General features: G+C 58.0%; 13 protein-coding genes. 6 read left to right on the forward strand and 7 right to left on the reverse strand.

Features of this window, described 5'->3' with window-relative positions; genetic code table 11:
• Positions 1-5: 5 nt before the first annotated feature.
• Positions 6-1,130, reverse strand: coding sequence for a tRNA 2-thiouridine(34) synthase MnmA (gene mnmA, locus FOM92_RS06640; protein WP_143775971.1), 1,125 nt, complete (start codon positions 1,128-1,130; stop codon positions 6-8).
• 167 nt (positions 1,131-1,297) lie between these two features.
• Here mnmA and FOM92_RS06645 point away from each other — a divergent pair, with 167 nt between their 5' ends.
• From FOM92_RS06645 to FOM92_RS06670, 6 genes are all read left to right on the forward strand, one after another.
• On the forward strand, positions 1,298-1,669 hold the full coding sequence (locus tag FOM92_RS06645) for a hypothetical protein (protein ID WP_143775972.1): 372 nt from the start codon (positions 1,298-1,300) through the stop codon (positions 1,667-1,669).
• Positions 1,666-1,965 carry a CtrA inhibitor SciP gene (gene sciP / locus FOM92_RS06650; protein ID WP_143775973.1) on the forward strand — a complete coding sequence of 100 codons (300 nt, stop codon included), beginning with the start codon at positions 1,666-1,668 and terminating at the stop codon, positions 1,963-1,965. Before FOM92_RS06645 ends, sciP begins: the two co-directional genes overlap by 4 nt.
• 168 nt (positions 1,966-2,133) lie before the next feature.
• On the forward strand, positions 2,134-2,397 hold the full coding sequence (locus FOM92_RS06655) for a GlsB/YeaQ/YmgE family stress response membrane protein (RefSeq protein WP_143775974.1): 264 nt from the start codon (positions 2,134-2,136) through the stop codon (positions 2,395-2,397).
• Positions 2,398-2,650: 253 nt separating this feature from the next.
• Complete coding sequence (locus FOM92_RS06660; protein WP_143775975.1) at positions 2,651-3,829, forward strand: efflux RND transporter periplasmic adaptor subunit; 1,179 nt, start codon at positions 2,651-2,653, stop codon at positions 3,827-3,829.
• A 28-nt stretch (positions 3,830-3,857) separates the two neighbouring features.
• A complete protein-coding gene (locus FOM92_RS06665) occupies positions 3,858-6,998 on the forward strand; it encodes an efflux RND transporter permease subunit (protein WP_143775976.1) in 3,141 nt (1,046 codons plus the stop codon).
• 115 nt (positions 6,999-7,113) lie between these two features.
• A complete protein-coding gene (locus FOM92_RS06670; RefSeq protein WP_143776356.1) occupies positions 7,114-8,322 on the forward strand; it encodes a DUF445 domain-containing protein in 1,209 nt (402 codons plus the stop codon).
• Here FOM92_RS06670 and FOM92_RS06675 read toward each other — a convergent pair.
• From FOM92_RS06675 to FOM92_RS06700, 6 genes are all read right to left on the reverse strand, one after another.
• Positions 8,319-8,996, reverse strand: coding sequence for a 5'-methylthioadenosine/S-adenosylhomocysteine nucleosidase family protein (locus tag FOM92_RS06675; protein ID WP_143775977.1), 678 nt, complete (start codon positions 8,994-8,996; stop codon positions 8,319-8,321). The two genes, FOM92_RS06670 and FOM92_RS06675, sit on opposite strands and share 4 nt — an antisense overlap.
• 70 nt (positions 8,997-9,066) lie before the next feature.
• Positions 9,067-10,374: an FAD-dependent oxidoreductase gene (locus FOM92_RS06680; protein WP_143775978.1), complete on the reverse strand. Its 1,308-nt coding sequence runs from the start codon at positions 10,372-10,374 to the stop codon at positions 9,067-9,069.
• Positions 10,375-10,480: 106 nt separating this feature from the next.
• On the reverse strand, positions 10,481-13,078 hold the full coding sequence (locus tag FOM92_RS06685; protein WP_143775979.1) for a TonB-dependent receptor: 2,598 nt from the start codon (positions 13,076-13,078) through the stop codon (positions 10,481-10,483).
• Between the two features lie 182 nt (positions 13,079-13,260).
• A complete protein-coding gene (locus FOM92_RS06690) occupies positions 13,261-14,094 on the reverse strand; it encodes an alpha/beta fold hydrolase (RefSeq protein ID WP_246087175.1) in 834 nt (277 codons plus the stop codon).
• A gap of 89 nt (positions 14,095-14,183) precedes the next feature.
• The gene (locus FOM92_RS06695) at positions 14,184-15,185 is read right to left on the reverse strand and encodes a sensor histidine kinase (protein ID WP_143775980.1); all 1,002 of its coding nucleotides are present in this window, start codon (positions 15,183-15,185) and stop codon (positions 14,184-14,186) included.
• A gap of 153 nt (positions 15,186-15,338) precedes the next feature.
• Positions 15,339-17,093, reverse strand: coding sequence for a PHA/PHB synthase family protein (locus FOM92_RS06700; RefSeq protein ID WP_246087176.1), 1,755 nt, complete (start codon positions 17,091-17,093; stop codon positions 15,339-15,341).
• Positions 17,094-17,165: the final 72 nt, after the last annotated feature.

Genomic DNA, 17,165 nt, shown 5'->3' on the forward strand with positions numbered 1-17,165 from the left:
ACCGGTCAGGCGGCGCTGACCAGTTCTACGGCAGTCGTTTCCTCGATCCAGCCACCACCCAGCACGCGTTCGCCATCGTAAAAGACCGCAGCCTGCCCGGGGGCAACACCATATTCGGGCGTATCGAATGTCAGCCATTCGCCATCCATGCGCGCAGGCACCGGCTTTGCCATCGACCGTACTTTGGCAAGCAGCGGGCGTCCCTCTACATCCGCCAGCCAGTTGGCCTCGACAATCCGCGCCGCCTGTACAGCCAGTGCCTCGCGCGGTCCTACAATCACCCGTTGTGTCGCGGGATCAAGCCGGATGACATAAAGAGGCACGGGCTGCCCGCCGATTTCCAGACCTTTGCGCTGTCCGACCGTATAATGGATCATACCCTTATGCTGACCCAGCACGCGGCCATCGAGATGGACGATATCGCCACTTAGTTCCGCATCGGGGCGCACCTTGCGAACGACCGATGCATAATCGCCGTCGGGCACGAAACAGATATCCTGACTGTCCGGCTTCATCGCAACCACGAGACCCAGTTCCTGCGCAATGGCGCGCACCTGTGGCTTGGGCATGCCGCCTAACGGAAAACGCAAATAGTCGAGCTGGTCTTGCGTCGTCGCGAACAGGAAATAGCTCTGGTCGCGTGCCGGGTCTGCGGCGCGGTGCAACTCGGCACCCGCCGGCCCTTCGACGCGGCGGACATAATGCCCCGTCGCAAGGCAATCCGCGCCCAGTTCCTTGGCCAGCCGGAACAGATCGGTAAATTTGACACCCATATTGCAGCGCACGCAGGGTATCGGTGTACGCCCCGCCATATATTCATCGGCGAAATGGTCGATGACGGATTCGCGGAACCGGCTTTCGTGATCGAACACATAATGGGCAATGCCCAGCTTGTCGGCAACGGCGCGGGCATCGCGGATATCCTGCCCGGCGCAGCATGCCCCGGCCCGCTTCACCGCGCTGCCATGATCGTAAAGCTGCAGCGTAACGCCCACGGTTTCGGCCCCTGACCGCGCCGCAAGCGCGGCGACGACGGACGAATCAACACCGCCGGACATGGCAACCACGATCCGTTTCCCCGCCAGATCGGGGCCCAATTGAAAATCGTTCAGATAAATATCGTCAATCATTTGACAGGCCACATAGGGGCAGCAGAACGAAAAGGCCAGTTTTCCGTCATTACTTCTCAATATGGAACAGCATTTAAGGCAAAATGATAATTACCGTTAACCTCGGCTAACATCCTCTGAATAGCGCCTTTACCCCATGTTATAAAATGGTGGGTAAAGGGGGTGTCATGGAAATGACATTCCCCCACACGGCACTGAGTCAAGATTCGGTCGACCGCAAAAATGATTATGTGGCGATGTTGGCGATGGCTTCTGCGCGCCAGGCGAATAGCCGTACCGTGCGGATCGTGCGACGGGCCGCATCGGGCATGGACGCAGGGGGGGACTTCATTACCCGTCGCATTAATTTTTTCGCCACCAAGGATCGTGCAAAAGTGGGGGTATGCGGCGCTTTTGCGCAGAAAATTAATGCGGAACCAATATGTGAAGCGGACGTTTACCAATCCGATTCAGCCTATATCAAAGACCATCGCCTAGAAGACGAAGCAACCGGGGTACAGTTAACCCATGCGGGGCATGGAGTATCGAGGACGTTATGATTGAGAACCAAAAAATTCGCCCGGCACAAGTGATCGGCCCGTTGGGAGAGCCGTTAACATTGTCGAGTCTTCCACCGGCCGGGACCACGCGCTGGGTTGTACGTCGCAAGGCTGAAGTCGTTGCAGCCGTCAATGGTGGTCTGTTGTCCATCAACGACGCATGTGAACGTTATGGCTTGACGCTGGAGGAATTTGCTTCCTGGCAGCGTGCCGTTGACCGGTCGGGTATGCCCGGTCTGCGCGTCACGCGTATCCAGCATTATCGCGACCTGTACGAGCGCCAGCAAAAATACTAAGAAATGCATGCTAAGCATCTGAAAACCCCTGCACTTCGGCGCGGGGGTTTTTCTTTTGCCGGACAAGTTTACAATTTCGCGGTCTATTCCATGTAGCGTTCCCGCCCGACCGCGTTATTATCTTCCCGGTGCCAGTTCCCTTTGTGAACGGCCGAGAGGAGGTAAATCATGGGTTGGTTAGTTGCAATTATTGTGGGCGGCATCGCCGGCTGGCTGGCGAGCAAGGTGATGAACCGAGACGCGTCGATGGGCATTTTCTGGAATGTGGTCGCAGGATGCGTCGGGTCGGTGGTCGGCAATCTGATTGCCAACCGCTTCGGTATTGTGGGCAGTGTGCAGCAATTTTCGCTGACCGGGCTGATCGTCGCCTTCATTGGCGCCATCATCGTCCTGGGTGTTTTGAACCTGATCCAGCGCGGCCGCGTCCGCTAAAATTTCTTCATGAAACCACATAGGCCGCGCAGCGATTCTGCGCGGCTTTTTTATGCGACGTCGTTCGTCGAATAGTGTAGGTATCCGACTGTATTGTTGTTCAAAGGCAATGACGGTACGATTAATGAAAAATGGGTCGTTCAACGAAACCTAAACGCACGCCTTGCAGGCGGTGACTTATTAGGGTAATACAGTTCTGCAAAACTGCTGGCACTGTATAGCATTGCCCCGCGATCAAATTTGGAAAGCCGATATGAATTACGAAACTACAATGACCGGAACGTTGGACGGCGGGGTACTCGCAGAGCGCGAAAACACAAGTCGTCGGCGGATTACCATCGCCTTGATCGTCGTGGCCATTTTGGTTGTCATCGGTGCCGCCTATTATTTCATGGGCGGTAGCGGCACTGCCGCACCCGCGGACGATGCGGAAAATGCGCAGGCGCAGACGGTTACGGTCGTTGCGCCGGGTCGTGACACAGTCGTCCGCGCGATCAACGCTACCGGCACATTGGCCGCCCGCCGTGAAATTCCGGTCGGCGTTGTCGGTGAAGGTGGCCAGGTGACGCGCGTGTTCGTCGATGCAGGTGACTGGGTCCAGCGTGGCCAGGTTCTCGTTTCGGTCGACCGGTCGGTGCAGGTGCAGCAGGCTGCCGCACTTGAGGCACAAATTGGTGTCGCCCGCGCTGACTTGCTTTTGGCGCAGAACGAACTGGACCGCGCACTTCAACTGGTGGATCGCGGCTTTATTTCCAAAGCGGATGTGGATCGCAAGACGGCGACTCGCGATGCTGCCCGCGCCCGCGTCAATGTAGCCACGGCACAATTGGGTGAAACCCGTGCCCGCAATGCACGGTTGGATATTCGTGCGCCTGTTTCGGGCTATGTGCTCGAACGCAATGTGGAAACCGGCCAGACTGTTTCGGCAGGAAGCGGCGTCCTGTTCCGCCTTGCCCAGGACGGGCAGATGGAGTTGCAGGCGCAGTTGAGCGAAAATGACCTGGCGCTCGTGAGCGAAGGCGTACCGGCGAGTGTGACGCCCGTCGGCACCGACCGGGTTTTCAACGGCACCATCTGGCAAGTCGCACCGATGATCAACACCCAGAATCGTCAGGGTATCGCCCGCATCTCCCTGCCCTTTGACAAGGCCTTGCGTCCAGGCGGTTTTGCCTCGGTCGAGATCAAGGCGGGATCGATGTCGGCACCCGTTCTGCCCGAATCCGCAGTGCAGACAGGCCGTGAAGGCAGCTTTGTCTACATTGTCGGAAAGGACAACAAGGTGAAGCAGCGGCCTGTGAAGGTTGGTGACACGACGGCAAATGGCCTGATTATCGCCAGCGGCCTGGATGGAACCGAGCGCGTCGTCCTGTACGCCGGCGGGTTCCTCAATCCGGATGAAACGGTCAACCCCAAGCTTCTGAAAAAACAATAATTCCATTATACAATCGGGACCCTCGCCCATGAATTTCAGTAATATTTCCGCATGGTCCATCCGTAATCCGGTGGTTCCGATTGTATTGTTTCTTGCGCTCACGCTGGCGGGCATCATGGCGTTCCGGAATATGGACGTGCAAAATGACCCGGACATTGAATTCCCGGTCGTGGTGGTGTCCATTTCGCAGCCCGGTGCCGCGCCGTCCGAAATCACCACGCAAATTACGCAAAAGGTCGAATCCGCGATCCGCAGTGTGCAGGGCGTGCGCAACATTGATTCATCCGCCAGCGAGGGAAGCACCACGGTCAGCGCCGAATTTGAAATCGGTGACGATATCAATGCCGCGGTCAGCGAGGTCAAAAATGCCGTCGACCAGATCCGCAGCGATTTGCCCGACGGCATTCTGGAACCCCAGATTTTCAAGGTCGCAACGTCCAACGACCCCATTGCCTATTTCGCTGTAGAAGCGAGCGACATGACGCTCGAACAGCTGAGCTGGTTTGTGGACGATACGGTTTCCCGCCGGCTTCTGGCGGTGGAAGGCATGGCATCGGTCAGCCGCAATGGCGGTGTAAACCGCGAAATCCGCGTCATACTTGACCCCGCCAAGATGCAATCGCTTGGCGTTACAGCCAGCCAGATTAATAGCGTTTTGCGTCAGCAGAATGTGAATGCCTCGGGTGGCCAATCGCAAATCGCCGGATCGCGCCAATCCGTCCGCGTGCTGGGCAATGCGGCGGATGCCTATGCGCTGAGCCAGGCCCAGATCAGCCTTGGCGGCGGACGTAACATCAAATTGGCGGACGTTGCGGAAGTCACAGACGGTTTCAGCGAGCAACGCTCCATGGCGTTTGAGGGCGGAAAGCAGGTCGTGACCTTCGGCATGTCCCGCGCAAAAGGCGCGTCCGACGTGACCGTTTTCGATGAAGCGATGAAACAGATCGAGCAAATCGAAAAGGAGAATCCCGGCGTCAAGTTCACCATCTTGTTCAACAGCGTGGATTACACCAAGGCACAGTATAAGAGCTCGATGGCGGCAATGATCGAAGGTGCCTTGCTCGCCATCGTCGTCGTGTTCCTGTTCCTGCGCGACTGGCGCGCCACGGTCATTTCGGCCATTGCGATCCCGCTGTCCGCTATTCCGACCTTCTGGTTCCTCGACCTGATGGGCTTCACGCTCAATAGTTTCACATTGCTGGCACTGGGCCTGGTGGCAGGTGTTCTGGTCGATGACGCGATCGTGGAAATCGAAAATATCGTCCGGCACATGCGCATGGGCAAATCTGCCTATCAGGCGTCGATAGATGCCGCTGACGAAATCGGCCTGGCAGTGGTTGCGACAACCTTTTCGATCGTGGCCGTGTTTCTGCCGGTTGGCCTGATGCCCGGCGTTGCGGGGCAATTCTTCAAGAATTTCGGCCTTACCGTTGTTGCATCAGTGCTGATGAGCCTTGCGGTTGCGCGAATGATCACGCCGATGATCGCGGCTTATTTCCTCAAATCGGGCGGCATGGCCGAACATGGCGAAAGCGCCTGGATAGAAAAATATATGAAAATCCTCCGCTGGTCGCTTGGCCACCGGCGCTGGATGATGGGTATCGGGGCGCTATCGCTGGTCGCAACCGTCGCCTTGCTGGTTGTTTTACCCAAGCAGTTCTTCCCCGACGGTGATTTAGATTTCAGCCGCATCCGGATCGAGATGGTTCCGGGCACCACGCTCGAACGTACACGTGAAGTCGCCAATGAGGCAGCGACGATCATTGAAGCCCAGCCCGAAGTCAAAACCGCGCTGCAAAGTGTGCGTGAAGGCAGTGCCAGCATGTTCATCACGCTGCACAAGGACCGGGAACGTACCAGCCAGGAATTTGAGGAAGACCTGACCCCGCAACTCACCAAAATTGCAGACGCCCGCGTCACATTCCAGGCCAACGGCCCGGGTGGTGGTGGATCGGGGCGTGATGTCTCGGTCATGCTTTCGGGTTCCGACCCCAAAAAGCTGGATGAGACGGCGGCGATATTGGTCGAGCAGATGAAGACGCTGCCTGAACTGCGTGCCCCACGTATCTCGGCTGATTTGCAGCGTCCCGAACTGTTGATCAGGCCGCGCACCGATCTGGCGGCGCAATTGGGTGTGTCGACCGTCGCGCTCAGCCAGACGATCCGCATTGCCACCTTGGGTGACATTGACCAGAACAGCGCGAAATTCTCGTTGTCCGACCGTCAGATCCCAATCCGGGTAATGCTCGCCAAGGAATCGCGCGAAAGTCTGGACGTTATCCGCAACCTGCCCGTGCCTCTGGCCAATGGCGGATCGGTGCCCCTGTCGCGTGTCGCGGATATCAGCTTTGGCGCCGGGCCGACGTCGATCCAGCGGCGCAACCAGAATTTCCGTATCTTCATCGGCGCAGACTTCGCACCGGGAATCGTGTCGTCGATGGCCGATGCAAAAATCAACAATCTGCCCATCATGAAGAATCTGCCGACGGGCGTATCACGCGCACCCTTTGGCAGCCAGGAATGGGAAGAGGAAATGCAGCGCGACTTCACGACCGCTCTGATTTCCGGAACCCTGCTGGTGTTTGCGGTATTGGTTCTGTTGTACCACAGGTTCATGTCGCCCCTTGTCAACATGGGCTCCCTGCTGCTCGCCCCGCTTGGCGGGATGTTGGCATTGGCAATTGCCCAGCAGCCAATTTCGATGCCGGTGTTTATTGGCATTTTGATGTTGTTCGGTATCGTTGCAAAGAACTCCATTCTGCTGATCGACTTTGCGATCGAGGAAATGGCGCGCGGCGTGCCCAAATTCCAGGCGATTATGGAGGCCGGTCACAAGCGTGCCCAGCCGATCGTAATGACCACGGTCGCCATGACTGCAGGGATGGTGCCAACCGCCCTTTCGCTGGGCGGCGATGGCCAGTGGCGCGCGCCGATGGGCACGGTGGTTATCGGTGGCCTGATCGTTTCCACACTGCTGACGCTGCTGATCGTTCCGGCAGGTTTCAGCCTGGCCGACGGGTTTGAAAAGCGTGTCGGTCCCTGGCTGCGCACCCGCCTGTTGACCTATGATCCCGAAAAGCACGGTGAAAAGCCGGTCACTCCGGCTACCACTGGCAAGAAGCAAGGCAAGGACAAGGGTGATCTTGGCGGTTTGCAACCTGCCGAGTAAGCGAGCCTTTGCAGCACGGCCTGCCTTCGTCTAAGGCGTTGATGTGAAGTCAGCCAATCAACTGGGGCAATCCGAAAAGGCGCGCTATGCGGAGCGTGAAGCCGAACTGCGGCAGATGCGGATCATTGCGACCGCACTGCTGCTGTTCATGGTCGTGCTGTTCGTTGCGGGCAATTATATGGAAACCCGCTATCAGGGCCATTGGGGCTTTTTGCGCGCCTTTGCCGAGGCGGGTATGGTCGGCGGCCTTGCCGACTGGTTCGCTGTCACCGCGCTTTTCCGCCATCCGCTTGGCATCCCCATCCCGCACACCGCAATCATTCCAAACAACAAGGAACGGCTCGGCCGCACGCTTGCAAGCTTTCTGCGGTCCAACTTCCTGACCACCAGAGTGGTCGCGCGCCGCGTTCAGCGCATGGATGTAGCCGGCGCCATGGGCAAATTCCTGAGCGCTCCGGCGGGCGGCGAAGGCCGTATGCGCATGGGTGCATCGCGCCTGATGGGCGACATCATCGCGGCACTGGATGACGAACGGCTTGGCGGCGTTGCCAAGGGCGCGATCCGCAAACAGCTCGACAAGCTCGACATTGCCCCGCTGCTCGGCCAGTTACTGACCGCGATGATCCGCGAAAGACGGCATATCCCGGTTCTGGATGGCATCATCAAATGGGCATCCAAGACGCTTGAGGCCAATGAGCATCTTATCCGCGAAATGGTCGAAGAACGGGCGAACACCATCATGCGCTGGACGGGCCTGGACGACCGGTTGGCCAATGCGATCGTCAACGGCCTCAACAAATTGCTGCACGATATGGCGCAGGACCCTGACCATCCCTTGCGTGAAAAGGGCGAAGAGGGCTTGGCAAGCCTCGCGCACGACCTGCGCCATGACAAGGAATTGCAGGCAAAGGTCAACCACTGGAAAGGCCAGTTGCTGGAAAATCCGGCGATGAGCAAATGGATCAACAGCCTATGGGATCAGGGACGCAGCGGCTTGCTGAAGGCGGCGCGCAATCCCGATGCCGCACTTGCGGGCAGTTTCGGCGACGCGCTGATCAAACTGGGTGGCACCTTGCAGGAGGATGCACGACTGAAGCACCAGATCAACCGCTTTGCACGCCGCGCCATTGTCGGCACGACCGAAAATTATGGCGACAACATCGTTGCGCTTGTGTCCGACACTATCAAGGGCTGGGACGCCTCAACCATCACCGACCGCGTTGAAAATGCCGTGGGCAGCGATCTCCAGTTCATCCGTATCAACGGAACATTGGTGGGCGGTATGGCCGGGATCGTCATCCATGCGGTGGGCCTGCTGATTTAGGCCCCAATCAGCGCAATCATCCGTTCGGCGGCCTCGGCAGCCCGCTTGGCACCGCGTTTCAGATTGCTCTGGAAATCGCCGCTGCTTGATCCATCGGCATTGTCGGTCGTCGCCTTGATCGCGGCCCAGGGCAGGTTCATCCGCGCCGCAGCCTGCGCCACGGCCGCTGTTTCCATATCGATGATATCCCCGCCCAGCGCCTGATGCAGCCGGCGGCCATGATCGGCATTTTCGACAAAGCAGTCGCCGGTAATGATCCGCACCTTTGGCAAGCCGATATCCGGCGTTGGCATCGCCCGGAACGGTTCGATATGCTCCTCTCCAATCGGCCAGGCACCCGCGCTGTAATGCGCGAAATGGTCATGCCGGGACGCGCCATAATCCCCCTGCACCGCTTCGGTAATCTGGAAACAATCCCCGTCGATATCCGATAGCTTTCCCGCCGTGCCGACGACCAGCAGCATCTGGACATTATAATGTTCGACCAGCATCATCGCCGCCATGGCCGCGTTGACCTTTCCGATGCCGCTGCAGGTGATGGCGATATTCTTGCCCGCATATTCCACCTGCCGGACCAGAAATCCGTGCAGGGGTTCTGAATCCTTGCTTTGCCCCGGGAACAGCGCTGCCGCCTCGGCATCAACGCCGGTAATGATACCAATATGTTGAATCATAAAAGCCTTCTCTTCGATCACAGGAAGGCCTTAGCGGTGCTTTGATGTGATTATGATGACAAAATGGAAATTATCCACCGGCCGCAATCATGTCTTCGATCCGCACGAATTTCTCACGCGGCGCACCTTCGCGGGCGCGGGCGATTTCGGCTTCCTCGATCTTTTTCCAGTCGCTGAACTTCACGACTTGCACGCCGCGCTTGTCCAGCAACGCGTCCAGTCCGGGCCGTCCGGCTTTACCGGCCCCTTCCCCGATATCTTCGGCCACGGCATCTATGACAGTGTAACCATCCGGCCTGTTGGTGCCGATGGTCCCGGTGGGACCACGCCGTGCCCAGCCGACGCAATAAAGTCCCGGTAAAATCCGCCCGTCCACATTGGCAAAGCGCCCGCGTCCATGTTCATAAGGCACACCTTCGATCGACGGGGTCTGGTACCCGATGCAGCTGATCACCATCGAACAGGCAATCTCATAGGTTTCGCCCGTACCCACACTGCGCAACTGGTCATCCAGTTTTGTGCGTTCGACAATGATCCGCTCGACCTTGCCGTCGCCTTCAATCCGCACCGGTGCGGCAAAAAAGTCGAAGTTGATGCTGATCTGCTTGTCGGCCCGATAGGCTTCGGGAATGGCTGCAAATTCGCGCAAATGGGTCACCGACTTGCGCATTCCCGGCTCCAGCAGGGCATCTTCGCCTGTATCGGGCAGATCCTGAAGATCGACACGCGGCGTCGCCCGGTCGAGATGGGCGAGTTCGCCCAGTTCCTTGGGCGTCATCGCAATCTGGTGCGGGCCACGACGACCCAATATGGTGATTTCCTCCGTCGCCGATACTTCCAGCACATCGAGCGCGTGGCTCACAATATCGGACCCGCCAAATTCGGCGCGGGTTTTCGACAGGATACGCGCCACATCCAGCGCCACATTGCCGTTACCGATGATGGCAACATGCTTGCCATCCAGTGGTGGTTCAAGGTCGGCAAAGTCGGGATGGCCATTATACCAGCCAACAAAGGCCGCGCTGCCAAAGACGCCCGGCAAATCACCGCCGGGAATATCGAGTTTCCGGTCATCGGGTGCGCCGGTTGCCAGTACGACGGCATCGTAAAGGTCCTGCAATTCATCGACGCTGACATCCTTGCCCACGGTCACATTGCCGACAAAGCGGACATTTTCGGACAGGGCCACCTTTTCATAGCGGCCTGACACAGCCTTGATCGATTGGTGGTCCGGCGCAACGCCGAAGCGGATCAGGCCAAAGGGTACCGGCAGACGGTCGATAATATCGACCCGTACATCCTCCCCGAATTTTTTCTGCGCAGCCTCGGCAGAATAATAACCTGCCGGACCAGAACCGATAATCGCGATATGCCGCATGGGCTTCTCCCTACCCTCGATTCGGCAGGCTAACGTCCTCCGCGCAAAAGAAAAGGGCCGGAACGCGATATACGTCCCGGCCCTACGGTTTCAATTCTACGCGTGCTTAGAATTTGGCTCCGACCTTCACGCCGTAAAAGCGGGGAGGTGCAGGATAAACGGCAAAGCTGTTTCCTTGTTCCGGGATCGGGAATGCCGTGATGTTGTAATAGGTGTCGAACAGATTTTCGACATAGCCTTCGATGCTGTACTTGCCGTCGCCGAAATTGACGCCCGCGCGTAGGTTCACAATTCCGAAGCCGTCATTGGCGGTAAAGCGGCGACCCAAAGGATCGTTCAGCGGGAACGCATCGCTGTTGACGCGGTAGTCGACATGGAACAGGCCGCCGACACCTTCACTGATCTGCGGCGTCCAGGTCATGGCGCCAGTGATGGTGTGCTTGGGCTGGTTCGATGCCTGACGGCCATTGTCGGCACCCGCCAGCGGGTCGGTTACCTTGGCATCCACATAGGTGTAGCCGAGGTTGAACGCGAGGTCGGGATGCGGACGGATGATGCTTTCGAGCTCGACGCCCTTCGACACCAGCTTGTCATAGTTCAGCACGACGAAGCTGTTTCCGAGGAACCGGTTGGACTGATAGCCCTTGAAGTTCGAATAGAAGAGCGACGCGTTGAACTGGAACTGGCGGGTGAAGTTGGTCTTGATGCCAAATTCATAGGCATCCACCGTTTCATTGCCAAATTCCAGGTCGGTCATCTGCGCACCGTCACCGCCGAGCAGGACGGAATCGAAGCTGCCACGGTCGAGGTTGTAACCACCCGATTTATAGCCGCGATCATAACCACCATAGACCAGCACATCGTCATTCACCTTGAACGACAGACGCGCGGTTCCGGTGAATTCGCTTTCCGAACGGTCATCCGAACGGACGCCGTTGAATTCGCTGTTCACCGTGGGGTTGCAGGTCAGAAGGAACGCCGAATTCAGCAGTCCTGCGGCCTGCAATGCCGCACGATAAGGTGCCGTTGCCGGATTCTGGAAGAACGCGCAGGCCGGAACCGTCGAGGTCAGGTCGCTGGCGATATCCTTGGTTTCATGGTTGTAACGCAGACCCAATGTCAGCGACAGATTGTCGGTGAAATTGATGATGTTGTGCGTGAACAGGGCGTAAGCTTCGGTGTCGACCTTATACGCATCATTCTGCTGACCGGCGCCATTTGGCGTGCGGGGTAGCGGGCTGTTGAACAGTGCGAACAGGGCAGGATTACCAGCGGCCGCCGCAGCCAGTGTCGGGTTGGTCGCAAGCGCAACCTGACCGAACAAGGGCGTTGCCGGGCCAAGGGTGCCGAACAACTGCAGACCACTCGGCAGGGCTGCGCTGCGGGTCAGTTCACGGATCACGCCGTCGACATATTGGTCTGCCTGATTGCCGAAACGCACGGTGTCGTTCAGCGTCAGCTTTTCATTCAGGTAGAAACCGCCGACAAGCCAGTCGACGCGGTCATTGAATGCGGTGCCCTGCAAGCGGATTTCCTGTGTGAAATCCTTTATGCCGGTGCGGTAATTTTCACGATAGGCACGGTCCAGACCCGAAAAATCGATGTCCTGGTTACGCCGCGCGTCCCAATCGCGATAGGCGGTGATCGAGGTCAGCGTTGCGCCGCCCAGATCCCAGTTCAGTTCGCCCGAAAGGCCCCATTCGCTGACCTTTTCGGCCAGATTGCGGCCCGGCGAAACGGCCATGGTGCGGCTGCCGCGGCTATAGGCGGGAATGCCGACGGTGCCTGCGGTGCCACCCAGAGCGGGAACGCCGGCAAAGCCGTTGATGATATTGGTCGCAACAAGCGCGAGCGCCGAGTTGCTGCTGGTATCGATACCGGGGAAAAGCTGGAGTCCGCTCAAGGTGTTGACGGCGCCGCAGCAGACTTCGTCCGTCTTGGCAAAGTCACCGATGAAGCGGAAGCTGACCGTGTCATTTTCAAACAGGGCCTGACCGCGAACGAAGTAACGGTCGATATTGTTGATGCGGTTGTCGCTGTTCACATCGACAATATAGCCGTCGCGTTTGTGGTAACCGCCGTCGAGGCGCAGGGCGAGCTGTTCCGAAACAGGTCCGGTAACGCCGGCCTTGACTTCGATCTCGTCCAGATTGCCGTAGCTTGCCTCGACATAGCCGCCCAGTTCGAACTTCGGCTTTTGCGTGGTGATGTTCAGCGCACCTGCCGAGGTGTTACGGCCAAACAGCGTGCCCTGCGGTCCGCGCAGCACTTCGACGCGCTCGATCGGGGGCAGTTCGGCGAGCGCCACACCAGCGCGCGAACGGAATACACCGTCGATGAACACGCCCACAGCGGGTTCAAAACCGGGGTTATCGCCTGCGGTACCGATACCGCGGATCGACAGGACCGCGCCGGTTGCCGACGACTGGCCGGTCGTGGTTTTCAGCGACGGGGCAAGCTGCTGGATGCCGCGAATGTCGACGACACCGGCATTGGCAAGCTGTTCACCGCCAACAACGCTCACCGACAGCGGCACATCCTGTGCGGCCTGGTCGCGGCGTGTGGCGGTTACGATGATTTCATTATCGGAATAGGCATCTTCGGTCGCTTGTTCGGCCTGTACTTCGCCATCCTGGGCGAACGCAGACGTTGCCGGCGCGACAAGCACGGCAGTGCTGACAAGCAGCATATGAATCGATTTCATGATGTTCCTCTGTAGACTTTTTGCGGTCAAACCGCTTGGGGGAGATAAACTTCAGGCTCGGGCCCGAGGTCCTCTCTAGATAGAGGAACTTAACAAATCACACCAAGAAAATTACGAATTTCCGTGCATTTACACCGCTGGCTGTGACTCAAATACCACAGCCTGTCGTTCGCAAACCTTTGTCAGGCCGCCTGCCGCGCCTCTGCGGCGGGGCGATCTAGGAATTCGACGATGGCCGCGATGCTCTCCTGTGCATGGCTCAGCAGAAACAGGTGGCCGCCATCTTCGATCACGAACAATTCGCTGTTCGGAATCAGGAAATCGAGGAACTTGCCGTTAGCCAGCGGCACGATCTGGTCGTCGCCGCCCATCATGATCAGGGTCTGCGTTTTCAGGAACGGCAGGAACGGTGCGCTGGTCCAGCCCATCATCGCCAGCAACTGGTAGAAATAGCCCGTCTTGGACGGCGGTTTCAGCCGGTTGATATGCTCGGCCTTGTTTCCGACCATCCCGCCGTACAGCGTCTTGAAATGCTTGGCCATGAATTCGGGGTCGATATAGCGGCGCGGATCGGCCATTTTTACAAGGGCCGCCGGATTGCCGGGGACCATCAGCATGCCCGCGCTGGTCGCCACCAGGATCAGCTTGTTCACGCGCGCATTGTTCTGCAGCGCAAATTGCTGGGCCATCGCCCCGCCCCAGCTGACGCCCATGACATCCACCAGCGGCATTTCAAACCGGTCGAGCAAAAGATCGGCAATGCGCGCCATCAATATGGCATTATAGGGCACCACAGGGTCCGGCGAACCGCCGATGCCGGGCATGTCATACGTGATGAAGTCGCGGTCATCGATCAGCTCCGCCATCGGCGCCATCGCCTCGATATTCGCACCAATGCCGTTGAAAAACAGGATGGGAAGCTTGCCCGAACCTTTGGTTGCCCGCCACACGGCAACGCGCAATGTGCGTCCGTCAACGGTTTCCATGCTGTAAACTGGTTCGCGGCCCTGTGCCATAATCGTTCCCCTGCCCTTATATACGGGTCGCTGCCCTATGGTTTAACCGAACGGTTAGGCTGTGCAAGGATATTTGTAATCCGCCTGCCTCAACGCGGGAAAAGCAGACGGGCGGTGGTGCCGCCCTGCCCTTCGATATGCAATGTGCCGTTCAGTTGCTGCGACAGGGCCTGTGTGATCAACGTGCCAAGGCCATTGCTGCTCAGCGGATCAAAGTCGGCGGGCAGTCCATGGCCGTCGTCGCGGATGATAAGTTCCAGCTTTTCACCCTCGACAGGATGCAGCGATAGCCAGATATTGCCACCCGGACGACCGGCAAATCCGTGCTTCAGGCTGTTGGTCATCAGCTCGCTCACCAACAGCGAAAGCGTCATCAACCGGTCCATGTCCAGCTTGACCGCCGCCGTGTCGACGGAAAACTGGACATTGGCCTGTTTCTTCGCGGCGCGCAGCAGATCGGTGCCGAGGTCGTCAAAATATTGCCGGATCGGCAGTTCCGCCGATGCCGGATCATAAAGGCGGCGATGGATGCTCGACATGATGCCGATGCGGCTCGCGGCCTCGTCCAGCGCGGATGATGCGGTTGCCGGATCGGCGATGACCTTGCGTTTCTGCATGTTCAGCAATGCGGCAACGACGCTCATGTTATTCGCGACGCGGTGCTGCAGTTCCTGAAACATCGTGCGCTGCCGTTCATAAAGCTGTGCAGTCACCTCCCGTTCCGACCGGAGCTGGTCCGCCGCCTTGAACATGAAATGGAACAGCGCAATGTCGACCCCGACGATGAAGGTGTAGAAACCGAGCGCAAAGGCGGTCGGAATGTCCATTCCGAACGCGCCGAAGGGCGGGATGAAATAATACCAGGCGGCAATGCCCGACAGGGCCGCACACAGGATTCCTGGGCGCGTCCCGGCAATGAAGGCCGTCAGAATGACTGCCGGAAAAAAGGTGAGATAGGGAAAGCCGGGCGGCAACACCTCCTGCAGCACAAAACGCAAAAGCAGTGCCGTTGCAAATGCGGCAACGGCAATGCTGTATCCGAAAAATGCGTTATTCCGGATCGGTTTTACTGTTTCAGCAATCGAGTGCATGCCATCCCCATGTGCACGTGTGGATCAGCGCGCGTAGATTTCCTGTGTCTGTTGCGCAATACCTCACGTATATTGGAAAACGCGTTGAACCGATCAACCCAAAAGGGTCAACCGATTGAAAAATCCGACCAATCGTATCACACAGGGGCCGGATTATTCCAGCACATATAATCCCGGCGCCGCTTCCATCGGCGGATAGGCCTTGCTTCCCAGCGTCGCCGGTACCGCGACTTCCTTGCCGGATCGCGCATGCAGCCATTCCATCCAATAGGGCCACCAGCTTCCGGCGACTTCCTCGGTCCCCTTCATCCATTCGCCCACATCGGCAGGGGTCTTGCCCTTGCTGTGCTTCCAATATTTCGCCTTGGGATTGCCCGGCGGGTTCAAAATGGCCTGCATATGACCGGCCTGGCTCAGGATGAATTCGACATTTTTCGATCCGAACAATTGCGTCGAACGATAGCAGGCGCGCCAGGGCGTAATATGGTCGGTCGTCCCGCCCAGAATGAACATGTCGCCCGTAACCTTGGTCAGGTCGAGCGTATGTCCCGCCACGTCGAACGTCCCCGGCTGCGCATAGGCATTCGCCTCGAACAGTTCGAGGAAATCGCCCATCAGGCTGGACGACAGGTTGGTCGCGTCGGCATTCCAGAACAGGATGTCAAATGCAGGCGGATCTTCACCCAGCAGATAATTGTTAATGACATAGTTCCAGATCAGGTCATTGGGCCGCAGCCAGGCAAAGCCGCGTGCCAGGCTCGATCCTTCGATCACACCCTTTTTCGCTGCACGCTGACGCGCAAGCGCGATGCCGTTGTGCGACACCAGCGACGATGCTTCGGTATCGCCGGGCTTCGGCTCCAGCACGCAGACCATCATCGTGATCGCGTTGGCGCGTGTATCGCCCATTGATGCAAGCTTCGACAGCAGGACCGACATGGTCTGCCCGCCCGAACAGCCGCCCGACACGTTGACCTTGTCGATGCCGGTAATGTCGCACACTACGTCCAGCGCCTTGATGCAGCTTTCAATATATTCGTTCATACCCCAGACGCCCATGTCGTCCGTTGGATTGCGCCAGGATATCATGAAGGGCTGGATCCCGTGGTCCGTCTGCCACTTGATCACCGACTTTTCAGGGCTGAGGTCGTTGATATACATTTTGTTGATTTGCGGCGGAATGGTCAGTTGCGGGATCGCATAGACCTTGTCGGTGGTCGGCGCGTACTGGATCAGTTCGAACCGTTCGTCACGATAGACCACCGAACCCTTGGCCGTCGCGACATTTTCGCCCAGTTTGAAGGGCTTTTTGTTGACCTGGCTCACCATCATGTCGTTGTGAACCATGTCGTTATAGGCGTTTTTCAGCCCCTTCACGAGGCTGAGGCCGCCTGAATCCACCAGCCGCTTCTGCGCGGTCGGATTGCCGATCAGGCTGTTTGTCGGCGACAGCGCGTCAATGATGATCTGCGAAATGAAGTTCGCGCGGTCACGTTCCAGCGCGTCCAGTTCCAGATCCTCGATATAGCTTTTGACGCCTTTCTGCACCGCCAGATAATATTGCGCGCCCGCCTTGAAAAAGGGGTTGAACCGCCATGCCGGGTCCATGAAACGCTTGTCCTTGGGATCTGGGGCCAGATCGGACTGGCCGGTCATGATCTTGACTACATCCTCGCTGAAATTCCCGGCGGCCTTGAACGCCTTGTCGGGGTTGGTCGCTGTCTGGCGGAGCATCAGGCCGATTGCGCCGATAAAATCTTCCCGCGCCAGACCGGCCAGAGGCCCGAGCGCCATCGTCGCATCATTGGCGGCATCAAATGCCCCTGCCATCCCGCTAAAAGGTGCGCCCTTCTTGGCCTTTTTCGCGCCCGTCTTTTTATCGGCGCTTTTGTCAGCTTTTGCAGCCATGCATATCTCCTCTTCCCGGAACAAGAGATTGCACGGACTTTCGCCGACGTCAATTGAGGTCAAAACACAAAA

Origin of the sequence: Sphingorhabdus contaminans (assembly GCF_007280415.1) — a bacterium.
Lineage (GTDB): Bacteria > Pseudomonadota > Alphaproteobacteria > Sphingomonadales > Sphingomonadaceae > Sphingorhabdus_B > Sphingorhabdus_B contaminans.